Annotated in this window: 18 protein-coding genes; 7 read left to right on the forward strand and 11 right to left on the reverse strand. The window is 68.7% G+C overall.

All coding sequences use genetic code 11. The features are described from left to right. Positions 1-91: 91 nt before the first annotated feature. Both ACFXI3_RS33785 and ACFXI3_RS33790 read left to right on the forward strand, forming a co-directional pair. Positions 92-1,663: a PucR family transcriptional regulator gene (locus ACFXI3_RS33785; RefSeq protein WP_378405099.1), complete on the forward strand. Its 1,572-nt coding sequence runs from the start codon at positions 92-94 to the stop codon at positions 1,661-1,663. 60 nt (positions 1,664-1,723) lie between these two features. Further along, positions 1,724-2,590: a hypothetical protein gene (locus ACFXI3_RS33790; protein WP_378405101.1), complete on the forward strand. Its 867-nt coding sequence runs from the start codon at positions 1,724-1,726 to the stop codon at positions 2,588-2,590. Between the two features lie 253 nt (positions 2,591-2,843). Here ACFXI3_RS33790 and ACFXI3_RS33795 read toward each other — a convergent pair whose 3' ends face one another. The 10 genes from ACFXI3_RS33795 to ACFXI3_RS33840 form a co-directional block, all read right to left on the reverse strand. Next, positions 2,844-4,409: an amidohydrolase family protein gene (locus tag ACFXI3_RS33795; RefSeq protein ID WP_378405103.1), complete on the reverse strand. Its 1,566-nt coding sequence runs from the start codon at positions 4,407-4,409 to the stop codon at positions 2,844-2,846. A gap of 32 nt (positions 4,410-4,441) precedes the next feature. Further along, positions 4,442-5,425, reverse strand: a complete 984-nt coding sequence (locus ACFXI3_RS33800; protein WP_378405105.1) for an oligopeptide/dipeptide ABC transporter ATP-binding protein — start codon at positions 5,423-5,425, stop codon at positions 4,442-4,444. Continuing rightward, on the reverse strand, positions 5,422-6,387 hold the full coding sequence (locus tag ACFXI3_RS33805; RefSeq protein ID WP_378405107.1) for an ABC transporter ATP-binding protein: 966 nt from the start codon (positions 6,385-6,387) through the stop codon (positions 5,422-5,424). The genes ACFXI3_RS33800 and ACFXI3_RS33805 overlap by 4 nt, the downstream gene beginning before the upstream one ends. Beyond that, on the reverse strand, positions 6,384-7,313 hold the full coding sequence (locus ACFXI3_RS33810) for an ABC transporter permease (RefSeq protein ID WP_378405109.1): 930 nt from the start codon (positions 7,311-7,313) through the stop codon (positions 6,384-6,386). The genes ACFXI3_RS33805 and ACFXI3_RS33810 overlap by 4 nt, the downstream gene beginning before the upstream one ends. Beyond that, positions 7,310-8,275: an ABC transporter permease gene (locus ACFXI3_RS33815; RefSeq protein ID WP_378405111.1), complete on the reverse strand. Its 966-nt coding sequence runs from the start codon at positions 8,273-8,275 to the stop codon at positions 7,310-7,312. The genes ACFXI3_RS33810 and ACFXI3_RS33815 overlap by 4 nt, the downstream gene beginning before the upstream one ends. Before the next feature lie 4 nt (positions 8,276-8,279). Next, positions 8,280-9,932: an ABC transporter substrate-binding protein gene (locus tag ACFXI3_RS33820; RefSeq protein WP_378405113.1), complete on the reverse strand. Its 1,653-nt coding sequence runs from the start codon at positions 9,930-9,932 to the stop codon at positions 8,280-8,282. 10 nt (positions 9,933-9,942) lie between these two features. Further along, on the reverse strand, positions 9,943-11,286 hold the full coding sequence (locus ACFXI3_RS33825) for a serine hydrolase domain-containing protein (RefSeq protein WP_378405115.1): 1,344 nt from the start codon (positions 11,284-11,286) through the stop codon (positions 9,943-9,945). Positions 11,287-11,570: 284 nt separating this feature from the next. Next, complete coding sequence (locus ACFXI3_RS33830) at positions 11,571-14,117, reverse strand: lectin (protein WP_378405117.1); 2,547 nt, start codon at positions 14,115-14,117, stop codon at positions 11,571-11,573. 66 nt (positions 14,118-14,183) lie between these two features. Continuing rightward, positions 14,184-15,713 (reverse strand): FG-GAP-like repeat-containing protein, encoded by a 1,530-nt coding sequence (locus ACFXI3_RS33835; RefSeq protein WP_378405119.1) that lies wholly within the window; start codon positions 15,711-15,713, stop codon positions 14,184-14,186. A 203-nt stretch (positions 15,714-15,916) separates the two neighbouring features. After that, complete coding sequence (locus ACFXI3_RS33840) at positions 15,917-16,369, reverse strand: Lrp/AsnC family transcriptional regulator (RefSeq protein WP_378405121.1); 453 nt, start codon at positions 16,367-16,369, stop codon at positions 15,917-15,919. 103 nt (positions 16,370-16,472) lie between these two features. Between ACFXI3_RS33840 and ACFXI3_RS33845 the strand changes: the two genes are divergently transcribed. The 3 genes from ACFXI3_RS33845 (at position 16,473) to ACFXI3_RS33855 (ending at position 19,845) form a co-directional block, all read left to right on the forward strand. After that, on the forward strand, positions 16,473-17,879 hold the full coding sequence (locus ACFXI3_RS33845; protein ID WP_378405123.1) for a pyridoxal phosphate-dependent decarboxylase family protein: 1,407 nt from the start codon (positions 16,473-16,475) through the stop codon (positions 17,877-17,879). An 87-nt stretch (positions 17,880-17,966) separates the two neighbouring features. After that, the gene (locus ACFXI3_RS33850) at positions 17,967-18,851 is read left to right on the forward strand and encodes an SDR family NAD(P)-dependent oxidoreductase (protein ID WP_378405125.1); all 885 of its coding nucleotides are present in this window, start codon (positions 17,967-17,969) and stop codon (positions 18,849-18,851) included. Between the two features lie 34 nt (positions 18,852-18,885). After that, positions 18,886-19,845 (forward strand): AraC family transcriptional regulator ligand-binding domain-containing protein, encoded by a 960-nt coding sequence (locus ACFXI3_RS33855; RefSeq protein ID WP_378405127.1) that lies wholly within the window; start codon positions 18,886-18,888, stop codon positions 19,843-19,845. A gap of 44 nt (positions 19,846-19,889) precedes the next feature. Here ACFXI3_RS33855 and ACFXI3_RS33860 read toward each other — a convergent pair whose 3' ends face one another. Continuing rightward, entirely contained in the window at positions 19,890-21,497 is a 1,608-nt protein-coding gene (locus ACFXI3_RS33860) for a helix-turn-helix domain-containing protein (protein WP_344286190.1), read from the reverse strand. Between the two features lie 184 nt (positions 21,498-21,681). Here ACFXI3_RS33860 and ACFXI3_RS33865 point away from each other — a divergent pair, with 184 nt between their 5' ends. Both ACFXI3_RS33865 and ACFXI3_RS33870 read left to right on the forward strand, forming a co-directional pair. After that, entirely contained in the window at positions 21,682-24,018 is a 2,337-nt protein-coding gene (locus tag ACFXI3_RS33865; protein ID WP_378405129.1) for a molybdopterin cofactor-binding domain-containing protein, read from the forward strand. Positions 24,019-24,026: 8 nt separating this feature from the next. Next, a complete protein-coding gene (locus ACFXI3_RS33870) occupies positions 24,027-24,503 on the forward strand; it encodes a (2Fe-2S)-binding protein (protein ID WP_037817840.1) in 477 nt (158 codons plus the stop codon). Positions 24,504-24,585: the final 82 nt, after the last annotated feature.

Here is a 24,585-nt window from a genome sequence, read left to right on the forward strand (position 1 = left end):
CTGACAGCCTCGCGGCCGGATCGTCCGGGTGCGTGCAGTGCCGGTCCAGAGATTCCGCGGATGTTTTGTGCGTCTGGCTAAAGAGGTGACGATGCTCGATCCGGAGGCGCCCGATCTCGCGCAGGTCCTCGACGCGCTCGGCGCTTCGCTGCTGCGGCCGGTCACCCCGCTGCCGGATCGGCCGGTGCCGGTGTCCGGGGTGCTCATCCACGAACGGCGCGGCGTCGCGCCGCCGGGACAGGACACGATCCTGCTCGCGGTCGGGGCCGACCCGGGCGAAGCGAAAGACCTCCTCCACTCGGCCGCGGGATATTCGGCGCTGGTGGTGAAAAGCTTCGGCGAACCCCTCGCCGAGCTCTCCGACGCTGCGCGGGACGCCGGGGTGGTGCTGCTCGCCGCCGACGAAGCCGTGCCCTGGCACCACCTCGAGGCGATGCTCTCCTCGGCGCTCGCACCCGCCGTCCGCACGCCCGGCGCGCCGGCGGCAGGCGATCTGTTCGCGCTGGCCAACGCCATTGCCGGAATGGTCGGCGGAGCGACGACCATCGAAGATCCCCACCGGCGGATCCTGGCGTACTCGACGCTGCCCGGCCAGCCCATCGACGACGGCCGGCGCCAGGGCATCCTCGGGCTGCAGGTGCCGGAGGTGCCGGTTTTCTACGACGACCAGTACCGCGAACTCGCGCGGACGCGGCAGACCTGCCGGTTCCCGTCGCTCCCCGGCGGGCTGCCGCGGCTCGGCGTCGCGGTGCGGGCGGGCAGCGAGATGCTCGGGTCGATCTGGGTGGTCGACGCCGACGACAGCCTCGACGAGACAGCCGAGCAGGCGCTGTTCAACGCCGCCGAGATCGCCGCGCTGCACCTGCTTGCCGCGCGCACGGCGGTCGACGTCGTCCGCCGGAGGCGCGCTGACCTGCTGCAACGCCTGCTGGCCGACCCGAGCAGCGTCACCGCCGTCGCCCCGCAACTCGGCTTGGACCCGGACGCGCCGGTCGCGGTGGCCGCGTTCACCGTCGCCGATCCCGAGGACGTGCTGGCTGCGCACGCGGCGACACGGCTGGCCGATTTAGTGAGCCTGCACTGCGAGGCGCACTACGGACGGCACGGTTGCGCGCTGATCGACGGGACGGTCTACGCGCTGCTGCCGAAGGGACCCCACGGCGAACTGGTCGCCGACATCGCCCGGCGAGCACACGGCGCGCTGCGGATGCCGGTGCAAGCCGGGCTCGGGGCGACGGTCCCCGGGCTGCGGTCGATCGCGTCCTCCCGGGCCGACGCGGACCTGGTCCTGCGGACGCTGGCGGAACAACGCACCTCGCCGGAGGCGTGCCGGGTGGCCGCGATCGAAGAGGTCTGGGCCGGGGCGACGCTCTCGGTGCTGGCGCAGATCCTGGCCGGGGATCCGTCCTTGCCGCGACGGCTGGGGCCGGCGGTGCGGGCGCACGACGTCGAGCATGGGACTACCTATGCGCCGACGATTCTGGCTTACCTCGACACGAACGGCGACATCGCGGCGGCGTCGGCGCGGTTGTCGGTGCATCCGAACACGATCCGGTACCGGCTTTCGAGGGCGGAGGAGATTTTCGGGTTCGATCTGGCGGATCCGGACGAGCGGCTGGTGCTGTGGCTGCGGTTGCGGCTGGGGGATCAGCTCGGCTGGTGAGCCGGTGCCCTCCAGGCGGCGCTGAACCGATCCGCCGCGGCGCCCGGGGTAACGTGAGCCGTGCCCTTCGACGACCTCGACTTCTCCCCGTTCACCGACCGGGTCGACCCGGCTTCGGCGCGGGCCTACGCGGTGGCGAACGGCGAACGGCCAGGTGCCGATCTCGCGGCCGGCGGATGTGCGGTCACCGGGCTTTCGGTGCTCTTCTTCGGGTTCTTCTCCGTCTTCTTCGGCATGATGTCCGGCGGATTCCTCACCGCCGGCGGGCTGGCCCCGGCCGGGATCGGGGTCGCGGTCGTCGTCTTTTTCCTGGTCTCCTCGGGCAAAGGCGGCAGGCACGGGCGCGAGACGAGCTACCGGATCATGCGCTTCGCCACCGTGAACGGCATGGGCTTCCGGAAGAAGATCTCCGACCCGGGCGGGGCCGGAACGATCTTCGGGGTCGGCCTCTCGCGGACCTCCTCCGACGTGGTCGCCCTGGAATCGCCCCGCGAAATCGAGATCGGCCAGCACGCCTACTACGCCGGGTACCGCAGCGGCGAACGCCACCGGTGGAGCTACGCGACGACCCCGCTCGACGCCGAACTGCCGCACCTGATCGTCATGACCCGCGCGACCACGGGCCGGCCGCGGCTGCCCGGCTCCGACACCACGCCGGGCAATCCCGAACTGCACGGGCCGGGCGCGGACGCGTTCCGGGTGTTCGGGCCGATCGGCCGCGCGAAGGAAATCCAGGCGCTGCTCGACCGCACCGTGTTCGCCCCCGATCTGCTGCCGCGACTGCTCGAACGCCCCCTCGACGTCGAACTCGTCGACGCGCGGCTGTACCTCTACTCCGCCGCGCCGCTCTCCACCGCCGAGCCGGACACGTGGCGCTGGATCCTCCCGCTGATCACCGACCTCGCTGAGCGTCTCGAAAGGTTCTAACCGGCATTGCCACTCACGACACCGCGGTGCTCTGCGGGTTCGGGTTGTGCGCGGTCATGCGCGCCAGTGAGGTTTTCTCAGTGGTGCGTGGCGGGTTCGTTGTAGCGGTGGCTGGCCGGGGGATGCGGAGCACCGCCACGCCGTTCCCCGCTCCCGCAGACGTCCTTCACAGACCTCCCCAAGGCCTACTACTGAGAAAACCCTCGCTACCGCAGGCAGCCAGCCCGGTATCCGCGCTAACCGGCGTAAACACTCACGACGCCCGCCGAACCGCGCGTCCCGCCAGCACTCCGGTCGGTTTGCCGTCCCGCAGCGCTGCCTTCCCGTTCACCAGCACATGCCGCATCCCGTCCGCGTACCGGTGCGGGTCCGCATAGGTCGCGTTGTCCCGCACAGCCGCCGGATCGAAGACCGTCACGTCAGCGAACGCACCCGGCCGCAGCACTCCTCGATCAACCAGGCGCAGGTTCTCGGCGGGCAGGCTCGTCATCCGCCGCACTGCCTCCTCCAGCGGCAGCACGCCTTCGCGGACCCACGGTCCGAGCACTCGCGCGAAGGCGCCGTACGTCCGGGGATGGATGGACGTATCCGTGAACGGCGCCTCCGCCGCGATCGCCTCGGAGTCCGTGCACACCGAAACCCACGACTGTTTCAGTGCGCGTCGCGTATCCGCCTCCGAGGCGGTGAATTCGGCGACCATCACATTCGGTTCCGCCGCGACGAGGTCCAGCAGCGTGTCGAGCGGATCTCCGCCGCCGCTGGCCTCGGCGAGGGTCTGGCCCGGCCGCACCGAAGCGGAGCCGACGCCCAGCAGCAGGATTCCTTCCGCGCCACCGGATCCGAGGTACAGGTTCTCCCAGTCTTGCCCAGGTTCCAGAATGGCCGCTTTGATTTCCTCACGGCTCGAAGCGATCCGCGCGGCCAGTGCGCCGCCTTCGTGGAAGCGGGGCGGGATGAAGGCGGAGAGGAACGTCGAGCCGGCGTCGTACGGGTAGATGTCCGCGGTGATGCCCAGTCCGTCCGCGCGCGCCTGCTCGACCCGGTCGAGCACAGTGGACATCAACGGCCAGTTCTGTCGCCCAGAAGCCTTCAGGTGATAGATCTCGGCTCGCGCGGACGATTCCCGGGCGATCCGGATCAGCTCGTCGACCGAATCGACCAGCCGGTCCGACTCGCCGCGGATGTGCGAGATGTACAGCGCGTCGTGTTTGGCCAGCACTCGTGCGTACGCGATCAGCTCCTCGGTGGACGCGTAGCTGCCCGGCGCGTAGATCAACGCCGAGCCGACGCCGAGTGCGCCCGCGCCCAATTCCTCGTCCAGCAACGCGCAGGCGGCGGTCAGCTCGTCGTCGGTGAGCGGGCGGTCTTCGTTGCCGGCGAAGGGCATTCGGAGGTTTTCCGCGCCGACGAAGCTGCCGATGTTGAGTCCGGAGCCGCTGAGGTCGGTCAGGAAATCGTCGAGCCGCGGCCAGCTGGTCCGCATGCCGAACAGCGGCGGTTCGGCCGCGACCAGGCTGGTCATCCGACCGGTGACCGGGCCCATCGAGCGGCCTTCGCCGAAGATCTCGGTGGTGATGCCCTGATAGACGTCCGACAGTCCGCGCGGGTCCAGCTGGAGGGTTTCGTAGGCGTGGCTGAGCACGTTGATGAATCCCGGGGCCACCACGCAACCTTCGGCGTCCAGGACGGGAGCGCCGGCGTCCCGGACGTCGCCGATCGCCTCGATCCGGTCCCCGGCGATCGCCACGTCCGCGCGGCGGGCGGCGGTTCCGGTGCCGTCGAGTACTGAGCCACCTCGGAGGACGAGATCGGCGGACATCAGGTTCCTTTCGTTGGGGGCGCGGGGCAGGATCAGACGAACAGACATGCGGTTTCGTGGTCGCCGGCGGTGACCAGCGGCGGGTCGGTGCGTTCGCAGTCGTCGGTGCCGACCGGGCAGCGCGAGCGGAATCGGCAGCCGGGCGGGACGTCGACGGGGTTCGGTGTCTCGCCGGCGAGCAGCTGCGGTTTTGCCTGCTGCTCCCGATCGCGTCGCGGGACTGCGGACAACAGCGCCTTCGTGTACGGATGCCGCGGGTGGTGCACGACTTCCCGCGCCGGTCCCTGTTCGACGATCCGGCCCAGGTACATCACCACGATCCGGTCGGCGAAATGCGCGGCCGTGGACAGGTCGTGGGTGATCATCAGGATCGCGGTGTCCTGATCCTTGCGCAGAGTGTCCAAAAGGGACAGAACACCGGCGCGCACCGAAACGTCCAACATGGACACTGGCTCGTCGGCGAGCAAGACGTCCGGGTCGAGTACGAGTGCGGCGGCGATGGCGACGCGTTGCCTTTGGCCGCCGGACAGTTCGTGCGGGTAGCGGTCCAGGAACGCGTCCGCCGGAGAGAGGCCGCTGCGTTCCAAGGCTTCCGCGGCGAGCGCGTTCCGTTCCGCTTTGGACCCGCCGATGCCGTGGATCAGCATCGGCTCGGCGAGAATGTCCCGCACCCGGCACAGCGGGTCGAGCGATTCGTACGGATCCTGGTAGATCATCTGGACCCGTCGGCGGACGGAGCGCAACCGCCGTTCCGACAGTCCGGTGATCGCGTTTCCTTCCAGCCGGACGGTGCCGCCGGTCGGGGCGATCTGGCCGCAGATCGCCGCTGCCGTAGTGGACTTCCCGCAGCCGGACTCGCCGACGACGGCGACCATCTCGCCGCGTCCGAGCCGGAAGCTGATGCCGTCCACGGCATGCACGACGCTGCGCGGACGCCGGGTCAGCGCGCCTCCGACGCCGCGGCGTATCGGGTAGTGGATCGAGAGGTCGTCGACCTCCAGCAGGGCCTCGGTCATGCCGTCACCACGCTCTCGGTACGGAAACACGCCGCCCGGTGCCCCGGGCCAGCCGTGGTCAGCAGCGGTAACTCGGCGGCGCAGCGGTCCATCGGGACGTCACAACGCGGGCGGAACGGGCAGCCGACGATCGCGGTGTCAAGGCGCGGCGGAGCGCCCGGAATCGAGACGACCGGTTCGTCGCCGTAGAGGTCCGGCGTGGCGGAAAACAACAGCCGCGTGTAGGGATGCCGCGACTCCCAACTCAGCTGATCCGCCGGGCCCTCTTCCACCATCTTTCCGGCGTACATTACCGCGGCACGGTGACAGAATTGCGATACCAGCGGCAGGTCGTGAGTGACCAGGACCAGCGCCATGCCGAGTTCGTCGGTCAGCCGGGTCAGCAGTTCCAGGATCTGCGCCTGCACCATCACGTCGAGCGCGGTGGTCGGTTCGTCGGCGAGAAGCACCTTTGGCTCGCAGGCCAGCGCCATCGCGATCGACAGCCGCTGCCGCATGCCGCCGGAGAACTCGTGCGGGTAGCGATCAGCCGCCGCGGCGGGGATACCAACCAGCTCCAGCAGCTCCCGCGCCCGCTCGCGTGCTTTCGCCCGGCGCGCGATGCCGTGGGCGCGCATCGGTTCCGCGATCTGCCAGCCGACCGTCTTCACCGGGTTGAGCGCGTTCATCGCGCCCTGGAACACCATCGCGATGTCCCGCCACCGATGCCCGCGCACGGTTTCCTCGCCGCCGGCCAGAATCTCGGTACCGGCAATGGAAACGCTGCCCGCCACGGTCGCGGTCGGCGGCAGCAAGCCCAGCAATGCCAGGATCGTCGTCGACTTCCCGCAGCCGGATTCGCCGACCAGTCCGTACCGTTCGCTCGGGGCCAGCGAGAAGCTCACCCCGTTCACCGGATGCACCTGACCACCGTCCGGCAGGTCGAACCACACGTGCAGTTCCCTGCACTCCAAGACATTCATCGGGCGTCCGCTCCTCTTCCGGCCAGTACCCGCACTCGCCACCGGCGTCCGGACAGATGGGAAACCTTGAGCCGCGGGTTCAGCGCGTCCTCGATGGCCCGGCCCAGCAGGAAGCAGCCGATGCTCACCGCGGCGATCACGAATCCGTCCGGCACGATCGCCCACCAGGCACCGGAACTGATCGCGGTGCGGGCGAAAGCGTGTTCCAGGATCGTGCCCCAAGTCGTGACACTCGGGTCTTCCAAACCGAGAAATGCCAAGGCGGTCTCCAGATAAATCGCGACCGAAACGGTCAGCACGGTGTTGGCGATCAGCAACGGACCCGCCTGCGGCAGGATGTGCCGGACGATCACCCGCGTGTTGCTCGCACCGAGTCCGCGCGCCCGTTTGACGTAAGCCCGTTCGCGCAGCGACATCACTTCCGCGCGCACGATCCGCGCGGTCGTCGTCCATTCCAGCAGGCCGATCACCAGGATCACGTGGAACAGGCTCGGCCCCCACACCGCGGCGATCACCATGGCCAGCACCAAATCCGGCAGCACCAGCAGCACGTCGGTGATCCGCATCAGCACCGCGTCGACCCAGCCGCCGAAGTACCCGGACAGGATCCCGACCGTGCCGCCGAGCAGCATCGCGACGAGCGTCGCGGCGAACCCCACGACGAGTGACGTCTGTCCGCCGCGCATCAACAGCGACAGCATGTCCACACCACCGTCGTCGCAGCCTAGCCAATGCTGCGCGGACGGCGGTTCGAAAACCGCACAGGACCGTTCGGTGATGCTGTACGGCGCAATGTAAGGCGAAACAACAGCCAACACCACGAAAAGACCGAGAATGACAAGACCGGCGACTGCAGTTTTGTGCTCTTGCAATACTTTTCGGAAAATTCCGGTGCGGCGCAATTCAGCCGGGGCGACAGTGGTCATGCGCTGACTCTCCGATCAAGGCGGAAGTAGACCAGGTCGGCGAGGAAGTTCAGCAGGATCACCGACACCGTCAGGAGCAGGAATCCGCCTTGCACCATCGGGTAATCGCGCTGGCTGAGCGCGGTGTAGGTGGCCATGCCGATGCCCGGCCAGCTGAAGATCACCTCGATCAGCACCGCGCCGCCGACGACGTAGCCGAGATCGAGCGCGACCATGGTGACCATCGGCAGCATCGCGTTCCGCACCGCGTGCTGCCAGACCACCCGCCGGTCCGAAAGACCTTTGGCGCGCGCGGTGAGCACGTAGTCCTCGCCGAGGGTTTCCAGCATCGAGGACCGCACTACTAGCGTGTAACCGCCGTACGCGGTGAGGATCAGCGTGATCGTCGGCAGCACCATGTGACTCGCCACGTCGCCGATATTCTGCCAGAACGGCGGGCTGTCGAACAGGAACAGGTCCGACATCCCGCCGGCCGGAAGTATCCCGGCGAACAGGATCAGCAATACCAGCCCGAGCCATTGCGACGGGAACGAGTACACCAGCGTCGCGAGCCCGGTGTTGAGGTGGTCCAGCGCGGAGTTGCGCCGCCACGCCGCGATCACCCCGGACAGGATGCCGAACACGATCGCGCCGAGCGTCCCGACGCCGGCCAGCAGCACGGTGTTCTTGAGATCCTCGACCAGCAGACGGGTCACCGGCTGTTGGTAGGTGAAGGACACCCCGAGGTCGCCGTGCAGCAGGTTCTTGAGATAGATCAGGTATTGGTCCCATTTGGACTTGTCGAGTCCAAAGCGGACCATCAGCGCGTGCTGCAGCTCCGGGGTCGCGTGCGGCACCCGGGAAAGGTTGGTCACCGCGTCGCCGGGCAGCACCCGGAAGAGGAAGAAGTTCGCGGTGACCGTGAGAAAGATCGTCACCACAGTGAAAACGCCGCGGCGGAGCAGATAGTCGAGACTGCGCATCGGGTCAGCCCGCCTTTCGCACGGACAGCAGCGGGAGCTTCGACTCCGACGAGAACGAGGCCCCGCCCACCGGCGTCAAGCCGGTCCAGGAAGGCGAGTGCGCCTCGATCGCGTCCGGGTAGTCGAGCACCAGCAGCGGACGCTCGCGCGCGGCCAGCTGCTGCATCCGGTTCACGACGTCGTGGCGGTCCGCGGGGTTCATCGCCTCGCCCTGCTCGCCGTAGAGGTCGTCCCATTCCTTGCTGCAGTAGCCGGTGTCGTTGAGGATTCCCTGGCTGGCGCAGGTGAGGTAGTTGAGCGTGTCGTCCGGGTCGCTGGTGCCGCCGCTCCAGCCCCACATGGTCATCGCGAAGTCCTGCGATTTGTTCGCCATGGCCGCTTCGTTGGCCGCCGCGTTGTCGAGCAGCCGCGGTTCGAGCCGGACGCCGATCCGCTCGAAATCGCCGCGGACGATCTGGAACGAGCGCAGCCCGGCGCCGCTGTAAGTGTCCTCAGGCAGGATGATCGGATAGTCCATCGGATGGTCGCCGGCGATCCGCACGCCGTCCGGGCCGCGCCGGTACCCGGCCTGGTCGAGCAGCCGGTTGGCCAGGCCCAGGTCGAACGACGGCGGCCTGATCGAGCTGTCCGTCCAGTCCGCGGTGCCCGGCGCGATCACCGCACCGCCCGGTTTGCCGTGGCCGAGCAGCGAGGTCTTCACGATCTCAGCCCGGTTGATCGCGTGGTCGAGCGCTTCGCGCAGCAGCGGATTGGTCAATTCCCGGTGCGCTGCTTGCTGTTTCGGGTTCGCGTTGACGGTGATGCTGTCGAAGCGCATGCCCGGCGAGGAAAGCACCGTGAACCCGGCCGATTCGAGATTGCCCACTGAAGTGGCCGGCACGCTTTGCACGGCGTCGAGCTGATGGCTCTTCAACGCGGTGATCATCGCGTCGTCGGTGCTGAAGAACTGGATGCCGAACCCGGCGATGTGCGGTTTCGGGCCGTAGTAAGCGGGATTCCGCTTGAACAGCGCGATCTGTTTCGGCTGGTGTTTGACCAGGACGAACGGGCCGCCGGACACGATGGGCGCGGTGTTCGGGAACGTGGTGAGCGCTTCGCCCTTGCCCTCGGCGTACTTCTGCCAGATGTGCCGGGGCAGGATCGGGACGCTCATCAGTCTGCTGAGGACGTTCGAGACCGGGTTGGCGTAGTGCAGCACCACGGTATTCGCGTCGGGTGCGGTCGCGCTGTCGAGGTTGACCACGTAGTTGGCGAGACCGGCGGTCGGGCCGTCCTGGAACTTCGCGATCGTGCTGAGCGTCCACGCGACGTCAGCGGCGGTCAGCGGCTCGCCGTCGGACCATTTCGCTCCGGGGTGGGTGTGGAAAGTCCAGGTTTGGCCGTCCTCGGAAGTGCTCCAGTCGGTGGCGAATTCGGGGGCGTATTTGTCGTTCGGATCGAGCTGGACCAGGGTCGGATAGATCTGCTCGAACACCGAAAACGCCATGCTGACTACCGAAACGAACGGATTCAGCGAATCGATCGGCTGGTTGGCGCCGAAGCGGAAGACGCCGCCGTCGGCGGTTTCGCTCTCAGCCTGGCCGCACGCGGTGACGCCGCCGGCGGCCAGCACCACGGCCAGCAGCGCCGCTGCCGCGCGGCGGAAACGGTTTCTCATCAAGGGCCGCCTAGGGCGTGAAGGTGCGGTAGAGCGGGCATCCGGAGTAGTCGGCGCGGACCGCGACCCCGTTCAGGACGACGTCGAACTTCAGCCGCTCCGGCAGCCGTTCGTCCTCGCCGACGCGGAACGAGCCGTCCGGCAACGGGACGAGTTCGTCCGGTGGACCGCCGGCGACCGAGACCCACAATCGGTGGTCGTGGGCGTAGACGTGCACATTGGACAGCCACGGGTTGTGGCAGCGGTAATGCCCGACGACCTCGGCCCAGTGTGCGGGCGGGTCGTCCGGAGTCGGCGGTGCCGGGCGTTTCCGTTCCGGCAGAACGAATTCCGGTACCGAACCGCCATCGAGCGCGGCTCGCGTCGCGTCGATGAGGTGCACGACGGTCTCCTGCCACGGACCGGTGCCGTTGGCCAGCACGACGGCCCCGATCCCGGCTTCGACATCGCAGGCGATCGCGGCGTAGTAGCCGATCATGCCGCCGGTGTGCCAGACGTGCGGACGCCCGCCGAACTCACCGACCAGCATGCCGAGGCCGTACGAGCAGTCTTCCTCCTCGATCCGGATCGCCGGGGCACAGAGGTCGTCCATTATCGCTCCGCCGCTCATCACCAGGCGCAGCCACGCGGTCATGTCCCGCGCGGTTGAGACGACGCTGCCGTCCGCGGTGGCGGTCTCGATCCAGGTCGCCGGGACCAAGCCGTCCTCGCGGACCGGGACGCGGTCGTCGTAGCGAGGTTCGTATCCCACCGCACTGCGTGCTCGGATCTCGTGGGTGATCGCCGGCACGGCAGCCGGCATCCCCAGTTCGGCCAGGAAGTCGCCGAGAAGTTCCTGGTACGGCCGTTGGTACACCGCTTCCAGCACCAGCCCGAGCGCCTTGTACCCGGAGTTCGAGTAGTGGAACCAGGTCCCCGGCGGCGTCGTGGCTTCGGTGTCGCGCAGGGCCCACACCTCGAAGGCGGAGTCGCCGGAGACGTCCGTGCCCGCGATGATCCCGGCGGTGTGCGACATCAGATGGCGCAGGGTGATCGGCGCGTGCGCGGACCGGACGGAGAACCACGGCAGGTACTCGGTCACCGGCTGGTCCAAGTCGACCAGCCCGGCGTCGCGCGCCCGCAGCAGCAGTGCGGCGGTCATGCCTTTCGAGATCGAGCCGATCTGGAACAGCGTGTCCTCGGTCGTCGGCTGAGCGGCGGCCAGATCGGCGTGTCCGAACGCGCCGGACGCGAGGATCCCGTCGCGGCCGGTGACCGCCATCGAGAGCCCGGCGGCGAAGGACCGTTCGTGCAACGCGGTGCGACAGGCCTGGTGCAGCGCCTCGTCCACGGCCTGGGGCAGGGGCGGCGTCATGTGCTGGAAACCTCCGGGACCTCGGTGTCCCGACCACGGCGGGTCGATGGGCGCCAGTATCGATCCGGCCGGATCGCGGCAGCCTTGGACGAGAGCCCAGAGATTCGGCCACGGGCTTGTGGCGGTCGCCAAAGCAGTGCCCAGCTCCCATGCCAGGGACCCCTCACCACGCCACACCCTCAGGTCCGTGAGGGGAACCCTGAGGGACTCAGAGTCCCTCAGGGTTCCCCTCACGGACAGCACACCAGCCCCGGCGCCGCCTTAGGTCTGGGCAACTGGTCAGGTCAGCGGGGCAGCGCCCACTTCTGCGCGGGGCTGTTGTTGCAGGTGTAGAGCTGCAGCTGGGTGAACTCCTTGGTGCTGCTGTTCGGATCGTCCAGGCAGAGGCCGGAGTGCGGGTTCCGCAGCGCGCCGTTGTCCTCGACCCACTGCTGGGCACCGGTGTTGTTGCAGGTGTAGAGCTGGATGCGGGTGCCGTTCGTGGTGCCGGAGTTGTCGGCGTCGAGGCACTTGCCGTGGACGCGCAGCGTGTGGTCGGTGCCGATCACCCAGTCCTGCGCGTAAGTCGAATCGCAGCCGTAGAGCTGGATCGGGTTGCCGTCCGCGACCTTCGAGAACGCGTTGTCGACGCACAGGCTCGACGACACTCCGGCGACGATCGGGCCGACGCGCGGGCTCGCCGGTGCCGGGCTGTCTCCGGGGTAGGACGGCGGCGCGGCGGACGGATCCGCGGCCCAGACCTTGTTGGCCGTCGTGCCGAGGGTGAAGCTGAACGTGCCGCCGTTGCTGATATCCGGCGCGTACGCCTTGTTCCAGGCGATGCCATTCCACGAGGCATCCTGGACGTACGGCGCGTTGTCCGCCGCGCCGTTGCCGTTGACGGTGAGGGTCTTGCCGGACGGGAGCGTGACGACGGCTTGGCTGAAGACCGGCGAGCCCAGCGCGAGGTCGGCGGTGCCCGGGGTTTCCGGGAACATGCCGAGCGCGGACCAGACATACCAAGCGCTCATCGTGCCGAGGTCGTCGTTGCCGCCGCCGAGGCCGTCGGGAGTGTTGCGCCAGATCTTGCCCTGGATCGCCCGGACCGTCTCTTGCGTCCGGTAAGGCGCGCCGGTGTAGTCGTACTCCCAGGGCAGTTCGATGCTGGGCTCGTTGCCCATCCAGGCGAGGCCGTCGTTTCCGTCGAAGGTGCGCAGGACGTTGTCCAGGTAATGGTTCATCACGGTCGGGCCGCCCTTGGCGCGGGTCAGTCCGGCCAGGTCGAAGGGCACCATGCCGGTGTAGATGAACGACGTACCCTCGACCATGCTCTTGCCGTTCGTCGGGTCGAAGTCGAGCGGCCAATTGCCGTCGGCGTTGCGGGCCTGGACGAAACCGGACTGCGGGTTGAGCAGATTGCGCCAGCTCTGCGCGCGGTTGCGGTACGTACGCTGGTTGGCGGTGTCGCCGAGCGCGCCGGCGAAAGCGGACAGCGCGAAGTCCGCGGTATTGTATTCCAAAGTGGTCGCTGCGGGGCCGTAGGCGTTGCAGCAGCCGAAGTTTCCGTCGTGCGGCAGGTAGCCGAGGCTGTCGAGGTAGTTCAGGCCTGGACGGTTGTTGTTCGCTTTGGCCGCTTCGGCGATGAGGCCCTTAAGCGCGTCGGCGGAGTCGAAGTCGCGGGCGCCGAAGGCGTAGTAGTCGGCGATGATGGCCGCGGCCGGGTCGCCGACCATCACGTAGGACTCGCCGTTGTTCTCCGACCACTTGGGGAAGATCCCGGTCTGACGGTAATCGTCCACCATGGACTGTGCGGTGTCGGACGCCACCTTCGGCGCCAGCAATGCCTCCAGCTGAGCCTGGGCGCGATAGATGTCCCAACCTGAGTAGTTGGCATACACCGCGTCGTGGCCCGCGTCGACGGTGTGCGGTTTGCCGTCGAAGCCGGGATATTGGCGGTTGACATCGCTGATCACGTTGGGATGCAGCAGCGAATGGTACAGCGCGGTGTAGAACATCTTCTGCTGGTCCGATGTTCCGCCGGCGATTTTGATCTTGCCGAGCTGGTCGTTCCACGCCCGCGCAGCGGCGGCACGGGTGCCGTCGAAGTCCCAGCCGGCATTCTCGGCAGCCCGGTTCGCTGCCGCGTTGGCGGCCGACACGTAGCTCACGCCGACTTTCGCCTGTACCACTTGGTTTCCGGAGGTGTCGAAGGTGACCGAACGGCTGTCGCTGCTCGCGAATGGACGGTCGAAGATCAGGTCGAAGTAGACGGTGTAGCTGTTGGCCGCGCCGCAGAACGCGCCGCTGGTGACCTGACCGCGCACTTCGGTATTCGACACGACGGTGAACTGTGCGTTGCTGGGCCGGTTCTGGCTTCCGTCCACTTTGAACACGAGGTTCGACTGGTTTCCGGCGGGGAAGGTGAACCGGCCCATGCCACTGCGCGTGGTGGCGGTCAGTTCGGTGTTGACGCCGTTGTCGAGCTTGACCCGGTAATACCCGGCGGACGCGGATTCGTTGCTGTGCTGGAAGTTCACGTTCGCGGACGGGTTGACTCCGCCGACGGTCGGGAGGATCGGCAGGTCCCCCGCCGCGCCGCAGCCGGGGCCGGCGATGTGGGTCAGGCTGAATCCGGTGATCGTCGAGTCGTTGTATTCATAGCCTCCGCCCGGCGGCCGCGAGTTGGTGTCCGGACTCCATTGGACCATTCCGAACGGGGCGTCCGCGCCGGGGAAATCGTTGGCCTGATTGGTGGTTCCGATGAACGGGTTGACCAGGCCGGCCGGGTCCGCTGCCGCGCGGTGTTCAGCCGCTTGAACTGGTCCGGAACACAGTCCAGCGACGGTAACCACCGTCGCCAGAGCGCAACTCACTCTCGCTCGAACTTTCATCGCGCGTCCTTTTCAATCGGGGGTTATTCAGCTGATCGGAACACCGCTGGCGATCCGGCCGCGGTCGATCCAGCCGCCGTGACCGTCGCCGCCTTCCCAGGAATATCCGGAAGCGGCGTTAGTGGTTTTGTCGGCGAGGAGGTAATCGGCATTGCCGCCGCCGGTGAAATCGGCGAAAGCCACGGCGCTGGAATCCGTGGTGACGCCAGTGGCCACCTGACCTCGCGAATACCAGCCGCCCTGCTCGTCGCCGCCGCGATTGAAGAACGCGTCGACCGCACCGCCCGGAGCGATCGTCACGTAGTCGGCCCGGCCATCGCCGTCGAGGTCGGCGAAGCGCACGCTGCGCACGTCGGTGGTCGTGCCGCCAGCGACCTGACCTCGGCCGAGCCAGCCACCGCGGCCGTCGCCGCCGCGGTTGAGATAGGCGGTGACCGCGCCGTTCTGCCCGATGGTCAGGTAGTCGGCGCGTCCGTCGCCGTCCAAGTCCGCGAACCAGACGCGGCTTGGGTCGGCGGTGGTTCCGGTCGCGACCTGGCCCAGCGACTGCCAGCCACCGTGGCCGTCGCCGCCGCGATTGAGGTAGACGATCACGGTGCCGGTCGGTTCGAGCAGGAGGTAGTCGGCGCGTCCGTCGCCGTCGAAATCGGCGAACCGGACTCGCGCCGGATCCGTGGTGAGCCCGGTGGCTATTTGTCCGAGCGGCTGCCATCCGCCGTGGCCGTCGCCGCCGCGATTCAGGTAAACGCTGACTGCGCCGTTCTGCGCGACGGTCAGGTAATCCGCCCGGCCGTCGCCGTCGAAATCGGCCCAGCGGACCTTTCCGGTGCCGCCGGATTCAGTTCCGGCGCCGAGCGCCGGGTGCCCGGCGAACAGGCCCTCGGTGTACGCGCGGGCGAGCGCGCCGGAGAAGCTTTCCGCCATTCGCCGGTACCCGGCATCGTTCGGATGCAGGTGATCGACCATTTCCCCGGGGGCGAGCGCGGGCGGCTCGACGTAGCGGAACCGGTGCCCGGCTTGGGTTTCGCCGGCCTCGAAACCGCGCACGACGGAATTGAACGCCGCGACCCGGCTCTCCAAGCCCGCTGACGTGGGGATCAACCCCAGCAAGAGGACGGCGGCGTTGGGCCGGTCGGCGTAGATCCGGTCGAGCAGAGTGTGCAGCCGAGCCGGCGCTCCGGCGACGTCGATGCCGCGGTCGAGATCGTTGATGCCGAGGTGGAGCAGGACGACATCCGGCCGGTCGAACGCGAGCCAGCCGTCGATGCCCGCGGTGATCTGGTCGATCGTGTAACCGCTGTGGCCCTCGTTGGCCGGGTCGGGCAGGCTTCCGTTGGTCTGGGTACCGACAAACCGCGGCGAGTAACGGGATTCTCCGGAAAGCATTGTCCACAGTGGAGCCCGATACGACGACACAGTGGCACTGCCCGCTCCGGCCGTGATCGAATCGCCGAGCGGCATGATCCGCACCGCCTGGCCGAGCGGCGCTGCTTCGGCGGAATGGCCCGGTACGGCGGCCAGGAAAACTAAGGCAGCAAGAAATCGACGAAGCAGCATGGCAGCTTCCTCCGGCACGACAAAGCGGACGGAACCCGTTCAGGCGAGCGGTGCGAGTCCGGAACCGGCGTGCGCTCCGGCGACGAGACCATGGTCAGCCCGCGATGACAACCATGTCAACGGACTGGTCCAGACATGTCTTTGTCAGAAAATCCCGGCCGCGGGACGGCTTATCGAGCTTCGCCAGTGCCCACCGGAAGATCTCACCAGTGCTGACCAGGTGTCGCTTTCACCGTCTTCATCGCGAACTGCGAATTCGTCCGCGCCACGCCCGGCATCCGGGTCAGCTCAGTCATGTACAGCTGTTCGTACGCCGCCATATCAGCGACCGCGATCTGCATCAGATAGTCCGGGGTGCCGAACATCCGGCGGCACGACACCACTTCGTCCAGTCGCAGCACCGCCTCCTCGAACGCCTCGATGACCTCGCTGCGCTGATCCGCCATTTCCACGTGCAGCAGCACCTCGAGGCCACGGCCGAGCGCGGCCGGGTCGACTGCCGCGTGGTAACCGGTGATCACCCCGGCCGCTTCGAGCGCGCGGACTCGGCGCAGACACGGCGACGGCGACAGCCCGACCCGGTCGGCGAGTTCGTTGTTCGGCAGTCGGCCGTCAGCCAGCAAGTGGTGGATGATTGCGCGATCGGTCTTGTCCATGGCATCCGATGCTATTCACGAGGGCCTGCGGCGCAATCTTCGGCATCGGCTGCCCCGCCTTCCGCACTACCGTCGATACCAGCATCCGACCGGAAGGCAGCACGTGAACTCCCTCGCCCTCTCCCCCGCGGAACGCGCGCAAGCAGCCGCTTCGCTGGCCCGTTTCGTTGACGGCTACGAAGAATCCCTCCGGACCCGGCCGATCCTCCCGGACGTCGACCGGGACACGCTGGCCAAACTCCTCGCCGAACCGTTTCCGGCAGAAGGCATTGGCGTAGAAGGATTCTTCGCCGAGGTTCGGGACCGCATCGTGCCGAACTCGACCACCGTCGCGCACCCTCGATTCCTCGCGTACGTGCAGGGTCCGCCGAACGGCATCGCTCCGTACGCCGACGCGATCACCGCCGTGCTCAACCAAAACTGCAACTTCTGGCAGCTCTCCCCCGCGGCGAGCGTCGTCGAACGCTCGGTCGTCCACTGGCTGGCCGGCCTTTTCGACCTGTGCCCGGCCGCGGGCGGCATCCTGACCAACGGAGGTTCCGGCGCGACCAGGGACGCGATCACCACCGCCCTCGCGGACCGCCGCCCGGATTTCCGCGAACGCGGCCTGCAATCCGGTGCGCCGCTGGTGCTTTACACCTCCGAGGAGGCCCACCGCTGCGTCAACAAGGCCGCCGCGACACTCGGCATCGGTCTGGACCACGTCCGGCACCTCCCGGTCGACGACGACTTCCGCCTGCGGGTCGACCTCCTCGCCGACGCCGTCGCGGCCGACCGTGCCGCCGGGCTCGAACCGTTCTGCGTCGTCGCCACCGCCGGCACGGTCACCAGCGGGTCGATCGATCCGATCGGACCCATCGCCGATCTGTGCGCGCGAGAAGACCTGTGGCTGCACGTCGACGGCGCGTACGGTGCGCTGTTCGTCCTCGCCGACTCCGCGCGGGAGACGTTCGCCCCGTTGTCCCGCGCGGATTCCATCGCACTGGATCCGCACAAGATGCTGTTCATGCCACTCGAAGCCGGTGCGCTGGTGGTGAAAGACGCCGGAAAACTTCGATCTGCTTTCGCGTTCTCGTCGTCTTATCTGACCGTCGCCGAGGACGACCTAATGCTCGACTTCATGGACTACGGGCCGCAGCTTTCGCGCAGTTTCAAGGCGTTGAAGGTGTGGGCCGCGCTGCGGACGTTCGGCGTCGACACCTTCCGCGCCGCCGCCGAACGCTGCCTCCGCCTCGCCGCGCGGCTCGGCGAACGCGTCGCCGCCGAACCGGGATTGACTCTGCTGAACCCGGTAGCGCTGACTGCCGTGTGCGTGCGCATCGACGGCCGCCGCGACGAGGAATACCCGGAGCTGCTCGCCCAGCTCGCGGACGAAGGCACTGCGCTGCTGGGTCCGGCACAGCTGCGCGGGCAAACCGCGATCCGGGCGTGCGTCGCGAACTACCGCACCACCGACGCCGACATCGACCTGGTCGCGGACCGGCTGGCCGCGCTCGCTGGGAAGCCGTGATGCCGTTGAGGAATGCGCGGAATAGTCCCGAAATCCGCTAGCACCGGTCCTGGTGCGGGCATCGGCGGCGAACGTAGCGTCCACCCTGTGCCGAAAGAAGTACAACCCGAGCGGATCGACGGGCAGACCGTCGCGATCACCGGAGCCACCTCCGGAATCGGTTTCTTCGCCGCCGCACAGCTCGCCGATCTCGGCGCCCGGGTGCTGGTCCTCGGCCGGTCGGAATCCCGGGGCCGCGCGGCGGTTTCCGCGCTCCCGGACCCGCCGCGGCACGAGTTCCTTCAGCTGGACCTCGCCGATCGGACGTCCATCGCCCGGGCTGGCGACCAGCTCAGCGAAGCGCCGCTGGATGCGCTTGTGCTGAACGCGGGTGTCGTCGCGGGGGCGTTTAGGCCGGGCCCGGCCTGGCGGATCGGCGCGTTCGGGGCGGAGGAGATCGTCGGGATCAACCACCTCGCGCACGCGGAACTGCTGCGGCGTGCGCTTCCGGCGGTCCGGCGGGTGGTCAGTCTCGGGAGCATGCTGACCCGCAAGATCCCCTTCGATCGCGAGAATTGGCTGTCCGAAAGGGATTACCGGGCACGGGTCGCGTACGCGATGTCCAAGCACGCGGTCGAGATCTTCGGCTTCGAACTGCACCGGCGGATCGCGGACCTCCAGTCGATCGTCGTGCATCCCGGCGGGGCGATCGACGCACTCACGCTCGGGCGGCCCGGGGCGCGGGCGGCTCGTGCGCTGTTCCGCGAGATCGTGCGGGGGAAGGACCAGGCGGCCCGGCCGGTCGTCGCCGCGGTCGCTTCGCCGGAACTGCGCGGCGGCGAGTACCTCGGCCCGCATCGGACCGCCCACGCGGAGGTGCAACAGCCGGTGACGACGAGCCGCGATCCGGAGCTGGGCGCGTGGCTCTGGACGGAGACCGAACGGCTGCTCGGCGCGCGGATCCCGACCGAGCCGCGTCACCCGATCGGGTAGAAATCGCCCGTTAACCGCCAGCTAGCCTTGAGCCGTGGACGATCCGGCGGTTCTGGACGCCTTGGCCCAGCGGCTGGCGCGGATCGGCGAACGCCGGAATCTCGACGTCCCCGCGCTGCTGCGCCGCCTCGGCATCCCGCCGGACCGCACCGGTGTCACCCTCCGCCAGGTCTCCGAGCTCACCCGCGAACTGTGGCTCCAGACCGACGACGAACTCTTCGCCCTCGGCCCGCGAGCCCCGCGCGGGCTGTTCCGGCTGGTAGTCCGATCGGTCGCGCCCGCGCCGGACCTGCGGACGGCCCTGCACCGCTTGGAAGAAGCCGCTCACGTCCTGCCCGGTATGCCCGCCGTCGCGGTCCGCTCGGCGGCTCCGCTGGCGGAGGTCGAGATCGACGTTGGCCAGCTCGACGACCCCGAGCACGTCGCGGCCGAACTGGTCGCCATCGTCGTGCACCGGCTGCTCGGCTGGCTCACCGGACAACGCATCGACCTGCGCGAACTCCGCCTGCCGTGGCCGAAACCGGACCACGCGCCGCATTACGAGCTGGTTTTCGGCCGCCATCCGCAGTTCGACGCCGACGCGCTGGTCCTCGCCTTCGACCGCAGGCTCCTGCCCGCGCCGGTGATCTGCGGCGAGGCGGAGCTGGCCGAGTTTCTCGAGGACCAGCCGGACGCCTGGCTCGCCACCCGCGACTACGGTTCGGCCCTCGCCGACCGGGTCCGCGCGATCGTCGAGCAGGGCACCATCGCACCGGACGGCATTGCGGACCGGCTCGGCGTCAGCACCCAGCACCTGCGCCGACTATTGCGGGGCGAAGGCACGTCGATCGGCCAGATCCGCGACGGCGTTCGCCGGGACGCCTCGATCGCCAGTCTCAGCCGCGGCGACGAATCAATGGAGAAACTGGCTCAACGGCTGGGTTTCTCCGAGGCGAGCGCGTTTCGGCGAGCGTTTCGCCGGTGGACTGGACAATCACCGGCCGACTACCGCTGACCCGCCGCCCCCGGCTAGCGCGCCAATGCCAATAACCATGCCAACTAGCCCAGCACCCGCAAAGCCCGCATCCGCGCATACAACGTCGTCCGCGAAATCCCCAACGTGCTGGCCGCCCGCACCTTGTTCCCCCCGGCCGACCGCAACGCCGCCACGATCGCGTTCCGCTCCGCCCGCTCGATCGGCGCCAGCTCGTGCCCCGAGGCATCCGCCACCAGCGCGGGCGGCAAATCCCCCGGCCCGATCGCGCCCACGGACCGCTTCCGGATCGCCTGGCTCAGCACGCCGCGCAGTTCAGGCAGGTTCCCCGGCCAGTCGTACGAACCCAGGATCCGCAGCGCGCCCGGCGTGATGTTGTGCGTCCGCGCGGCCCCGAGTTCGGCCAGCATCCGCGCCGCGACCTCGGGAAAGTCCGGCCGGTGCGCCAGCGGCAGCAGCTCGACGTTCTCCGCGCAGGACGCGATCAGCGCCCGCTCCGGGCCGGTCAGCCCCTCGCGCGGGCCGGTGGTCAGCACGAGGTGCGGGCCGACTCCTCGGGCGGCGTGCGTGGCGACCAGGTCGACCAGCTCAGCGGGCAGCAGGTCCGCGCCGTCGACGCAGATGCTGCCGGACCCCGCCTCGACCGCGGCGGTGAACTGAGCGGCCCAGGCCGCCGAGCCGCCGAGGACTGCTTCCGAGCCGGTCAGCGTCGTGCACGGTTCCTCGGGCACTCGCAGCCGCGCCTCGGTGGTGCGGCCGGTTCCGGGCGGGCCGGAGATGTGCACGTGTCCGGGAATGACCACAGCGCGACGCCGCGTCGGCCGGGCCTCGGCCGCGCTCAGCGGGCGGATCTCGACCAGCACTCCGCCGCGTGCGCCGGGCACCGGTTCGGCCCGGACCCGCGCGCGCTGGCCGGAGCGCAGTTCGGTCTCCATTTCGGACGGTCGGCTCGCCTCGCCCGCGAGGTTCCACAGCAGCGCGACGTCCGCGCCTTCCAGCAGGTCGGCGGCGGCTTGGTTGCACAGCAACAGGTCCGGACCGATCGCGACCACCGGCCGGGTCGGGCGCGACGTCGCCTGGAACGCGGCCAGCAGCGACCGTTCGGACACCCGGCTGCCCTCCAGCAGCTGCCGTTCGATCTCCTCGACAGCCTTCGCGACCAGCGGCGCGAGCAGCGGATTCGCCTCGGCGGCCAGCAGCGTGATGTCGAGCGCGCCTTCCAGCCTGCGCGTGACCGGGTGGAAAATCGGGTGCCCGTAACAGCTGAAACCGCGCAGCGCCTCGGCGTAATGCTCTTCCCCGTGCACCACGATGCTCGACCGGGTTTCCAGCGCGGTGCCCGGCCCGGTGGTCCCGACCTCGTCCTCCAGCAGGCAGGTGCCGACGCCGATGCCCAGGTGGTCGAGACAGTCTTCGACGGCACGGTCGGCGCTCCACCGGTGCACGAGCCTGCCATCGTGGTCGACGAGCACAGTGGACATCGCGGTGCCGGCGAGCCGCTCGTCGAGATCCTCCAGCACCGGCGCGGCCGCCGCGAGCAGCTTGCTGGCCGGGTCTACCTCCGCGGACCGCAGCCCGAGCAGCGCGGTTTCGGGGCGCACCCCGGCGAGCGAAGCACGGCGCCAGGACTGGGCGATCGGTTCCCGCAGCATCACGCTGCGCGGGGACGTCATCGAGCTCACGCGGATCTCCACCTTCGTTGGTGACGCGCAGCAGGATAACCATCGCTCTCCGCTGCCGCTGTACAGAACTTGAACACTCAAGCCCGGATTCACCCGGCAAGGTGGTCCCCCACCACCACCCGCGTGCACGTGCTGCGTTCCGGCACGCGGTCCTTACCTCGAAAGGGGAACCAGCGTGACTCTCAGTCACTCCGAGCCGGACACCGGGAAGGAGCGCGGGGGCTTTTCCCGGCGTGGATTCCTCGGTTACGTCGTCGCGGCCGGGACCCTCGTCGTCGCCGCGGACGTCGGGCTCGCCAGCCCCGCGTCCGCCGCCGTCCCCTCCGCTCCGCAGCCGCCCGAGCTGTACGACCTCAACGACGCGCTCACCGACGCCGGGCTTCCGACGTCGCAGCTGATCACCGTCACCATCAACAAGGACGGCAGCGCCTCGTTCGAGATCCCGCGCGCCGAAGTCGGCCAGGGCATCACCACCTCGACCGCGATGATCATCGCCGAGGAGCTGGACCTGCCGGTCGAGAAGGTGCACGTCACGCTCGCGCCGGCGCGGCCGGAACTGCTGTTCAACCAGCTCACCGGCGGGTCGAACACCACGGTCTCGACCTACACGCCGATCCGCGTCGCCGCCGCGATCGCCAAGCAGCAGCTGCTCGAAGCGGCGGCGATCCTGCTCGGCGGCACCGCCGAGCGGTTCATCGTCAAGGGCGGCATCGTCACCGCGCCGAACGGCAAGACCGCGACGTACGGCGAACTGGCGACGAAGGCCGCGTCCAGCACCACCAAGCAGGTGCAGCTGGACCCGAGCAAGCTCAAGGGCTCCGGCGACTTCAAGGTGCTCGGCAAGCCGCAGACCCGCCTCGACGCGCACGACATCGTGACCGGCAAGAAGCAGTTCGCGATGGACCTGGACATCCCCGGCGCGCTGCCGACGATGATCTGCCGTCCGCCGACGCTCAACGGCACGCCGAAGGCCGTCCGCAACCAGGCCGACGTGCTGAAGCTGCCCGGCGTCACCGACATCGCGATCATCCCGACCGGGGTCGCGGTCCGCGCGGAGACGTTCGGCCAGTGCATCGACGGCGTGCGCGCGCTGCAGGTCGACTGGGGCCCCGGCAGTGTCGAGGGCCAGGACGACGAATCCGTGCTCGCCAACCTGCGCCGCGCCGAGCTTCCGCTTGCGGTGCCGAAGGTTCCGGTGCTGACCAAGACGGTCGAGGCGGACTTCGAGTTCATGTTCCGTTCGAGCGCCGCGCTGGAGCCGTACTGCGCGGTCGCCGACGTGCGCGAGGGCAGCGCGGAGATCTGGGCCGGGCTGAAGTCGCCGATCGTCACCCAGGGCGAGGTCGCGCAGGCGGTCGGATTGCCGCAGGGCAAGGTGAAGTGCCACGTCGTCACCGGCGGCGGTTCCTTCGGCCACAAGCTGTTCGGCAACCACGCCGTCGAAGCGGCGCAGGCGTCGAAGGCGTTCGGCAAGCCGGTTCGGCTGATGTGGCACCGCGCCGACGAGCCGCGCCAGGGTCGGCTGCACCCGATGGCGACGTCGCGGATCCGGGCCACCGTGCTCGCCGGGAACGTGCTCACCTTCGAGCAGCGGCACACCTCCGTCGAGACGTCGTTCCGGCACGGGCTCGGCGAAATGCTCACCTCGGTCGCCACGAAACTCCCGACCGGACTGGGCAACCTCGGTGTCGCCGAGGCGGTTTTCGTGCTGAGCCAGGAAATGCCGTACAACTTCGGCGTCGTCGACCAGACGCTCACCGAAACCGACCAGCGGTTCAACACCGGGTCGATGCGCAACGTCTACTCGCCCGACGTCGGCTGCGCCAACGAGCTGGTCGTGGACATGCTCGCGAAGGCGATGGGCAAGGACCCGTACGACTTCCGGATGGAATTCCTCAAGAACGACAAGGTGAAGGGCGTCCTGCGCAAGGTCGCCGAGGTCGGCGGCTGGGGCAAGAAGATGGCCCCGGGCACCGCGCAGGGCATCGCGATCCACAAGGAATACAAGGGCGCCAGCGCCTGCCTCGTGGAAATCGACTGCCGCCCGGAGACGGTGAACCGCAAGGTGCGCGACGGCGTCGCCGGTCCGCGCGTGACGAAGGCGGTCATCGCGCTCGACGCTGGGCTGGTGATCAACCCGCGCGGCCTCGAGGCGCAGATCATGGGCGGTTTCGCCGACGGGTTGGCGCTCGCGCTGACCAGCAGCGTCCACCTGAAGGACGGGCACTTCCTGGAAGCCAGCTGGGACAACTACTTCTACACCCGGCAGTGGAACATCCCGCAGGACTTCACCGCGATCGCGATGCCGTCCAACGGGGAGCAGCCGGGCGGCGCGGGCGAAGCGGGCGTGGCCTGTTCCGTCGCGGCAGTCGCGTGCGCGTACGCCCGCGCGACCGGCAAGGTCCCGAAGCGGTTCCCGATCAACCACGACGACCCGATCGGCTTCGAGGTCAAGTCGTTTGTCCCGCCCGTTCCCGAATCGCCGACTGACGGCCTGAGCCACACCTACTGAGGAGCACGATGAGCAAGCACACCTTCATCCTCAACGGGAAGCCGGTGTCCGTCGACGTCGACGACAACGTGCGGCTGCTGTGGGTCCTGCGCGACGTCCTCGGCGTCCGCGGGCCGAAGTACGGCTGCGGCATCAACGTGTGCAAGGCGTGCACGTCGCACTTCAACGGCAAGGCGTTCAACCCGTGTTCGGTGCGGGTGGCCGACATCAAGGCCACGGACGAGATCACCACGATCGAGGGCCTGCCGGACACGGTGAAGGCCGACCTGCACCCGATGCAGGAAGCCTGGCTGGAGAACGACGTCGCGCAGTGCGGCTACTGCCAGCCCGGCCAGATCATGGCGGCGGTCGCGAAGGTCAAGGAGGCCAAGGCGAAGGGCCGCGAGATCAACGACGCCGACCTGGACGAGATCCGCAACGTCTGCCGCTGCGGCACGTACTCCCGGATCCGCGAGGCCATCAAGGCGGGGGCGGCGAAGATGTAAGGGGTGGTGAGTGTTTGTGCCGGTTCTCGCCGGCACAAACACACACCACCCCCCCCCCGCCCAGCAACAACCCCACCCCCGA

Source organism: Amycolatopsis sp. NPDC059235, assembly GCF_042754125.1.
Classification (GTDB): Bacteria; Actinomycetota; Actinomycetes; order Mycobacteriales; family Pseudonocardiaceae; genus Amycolatopsis; species Amycolatopsis albidoflava.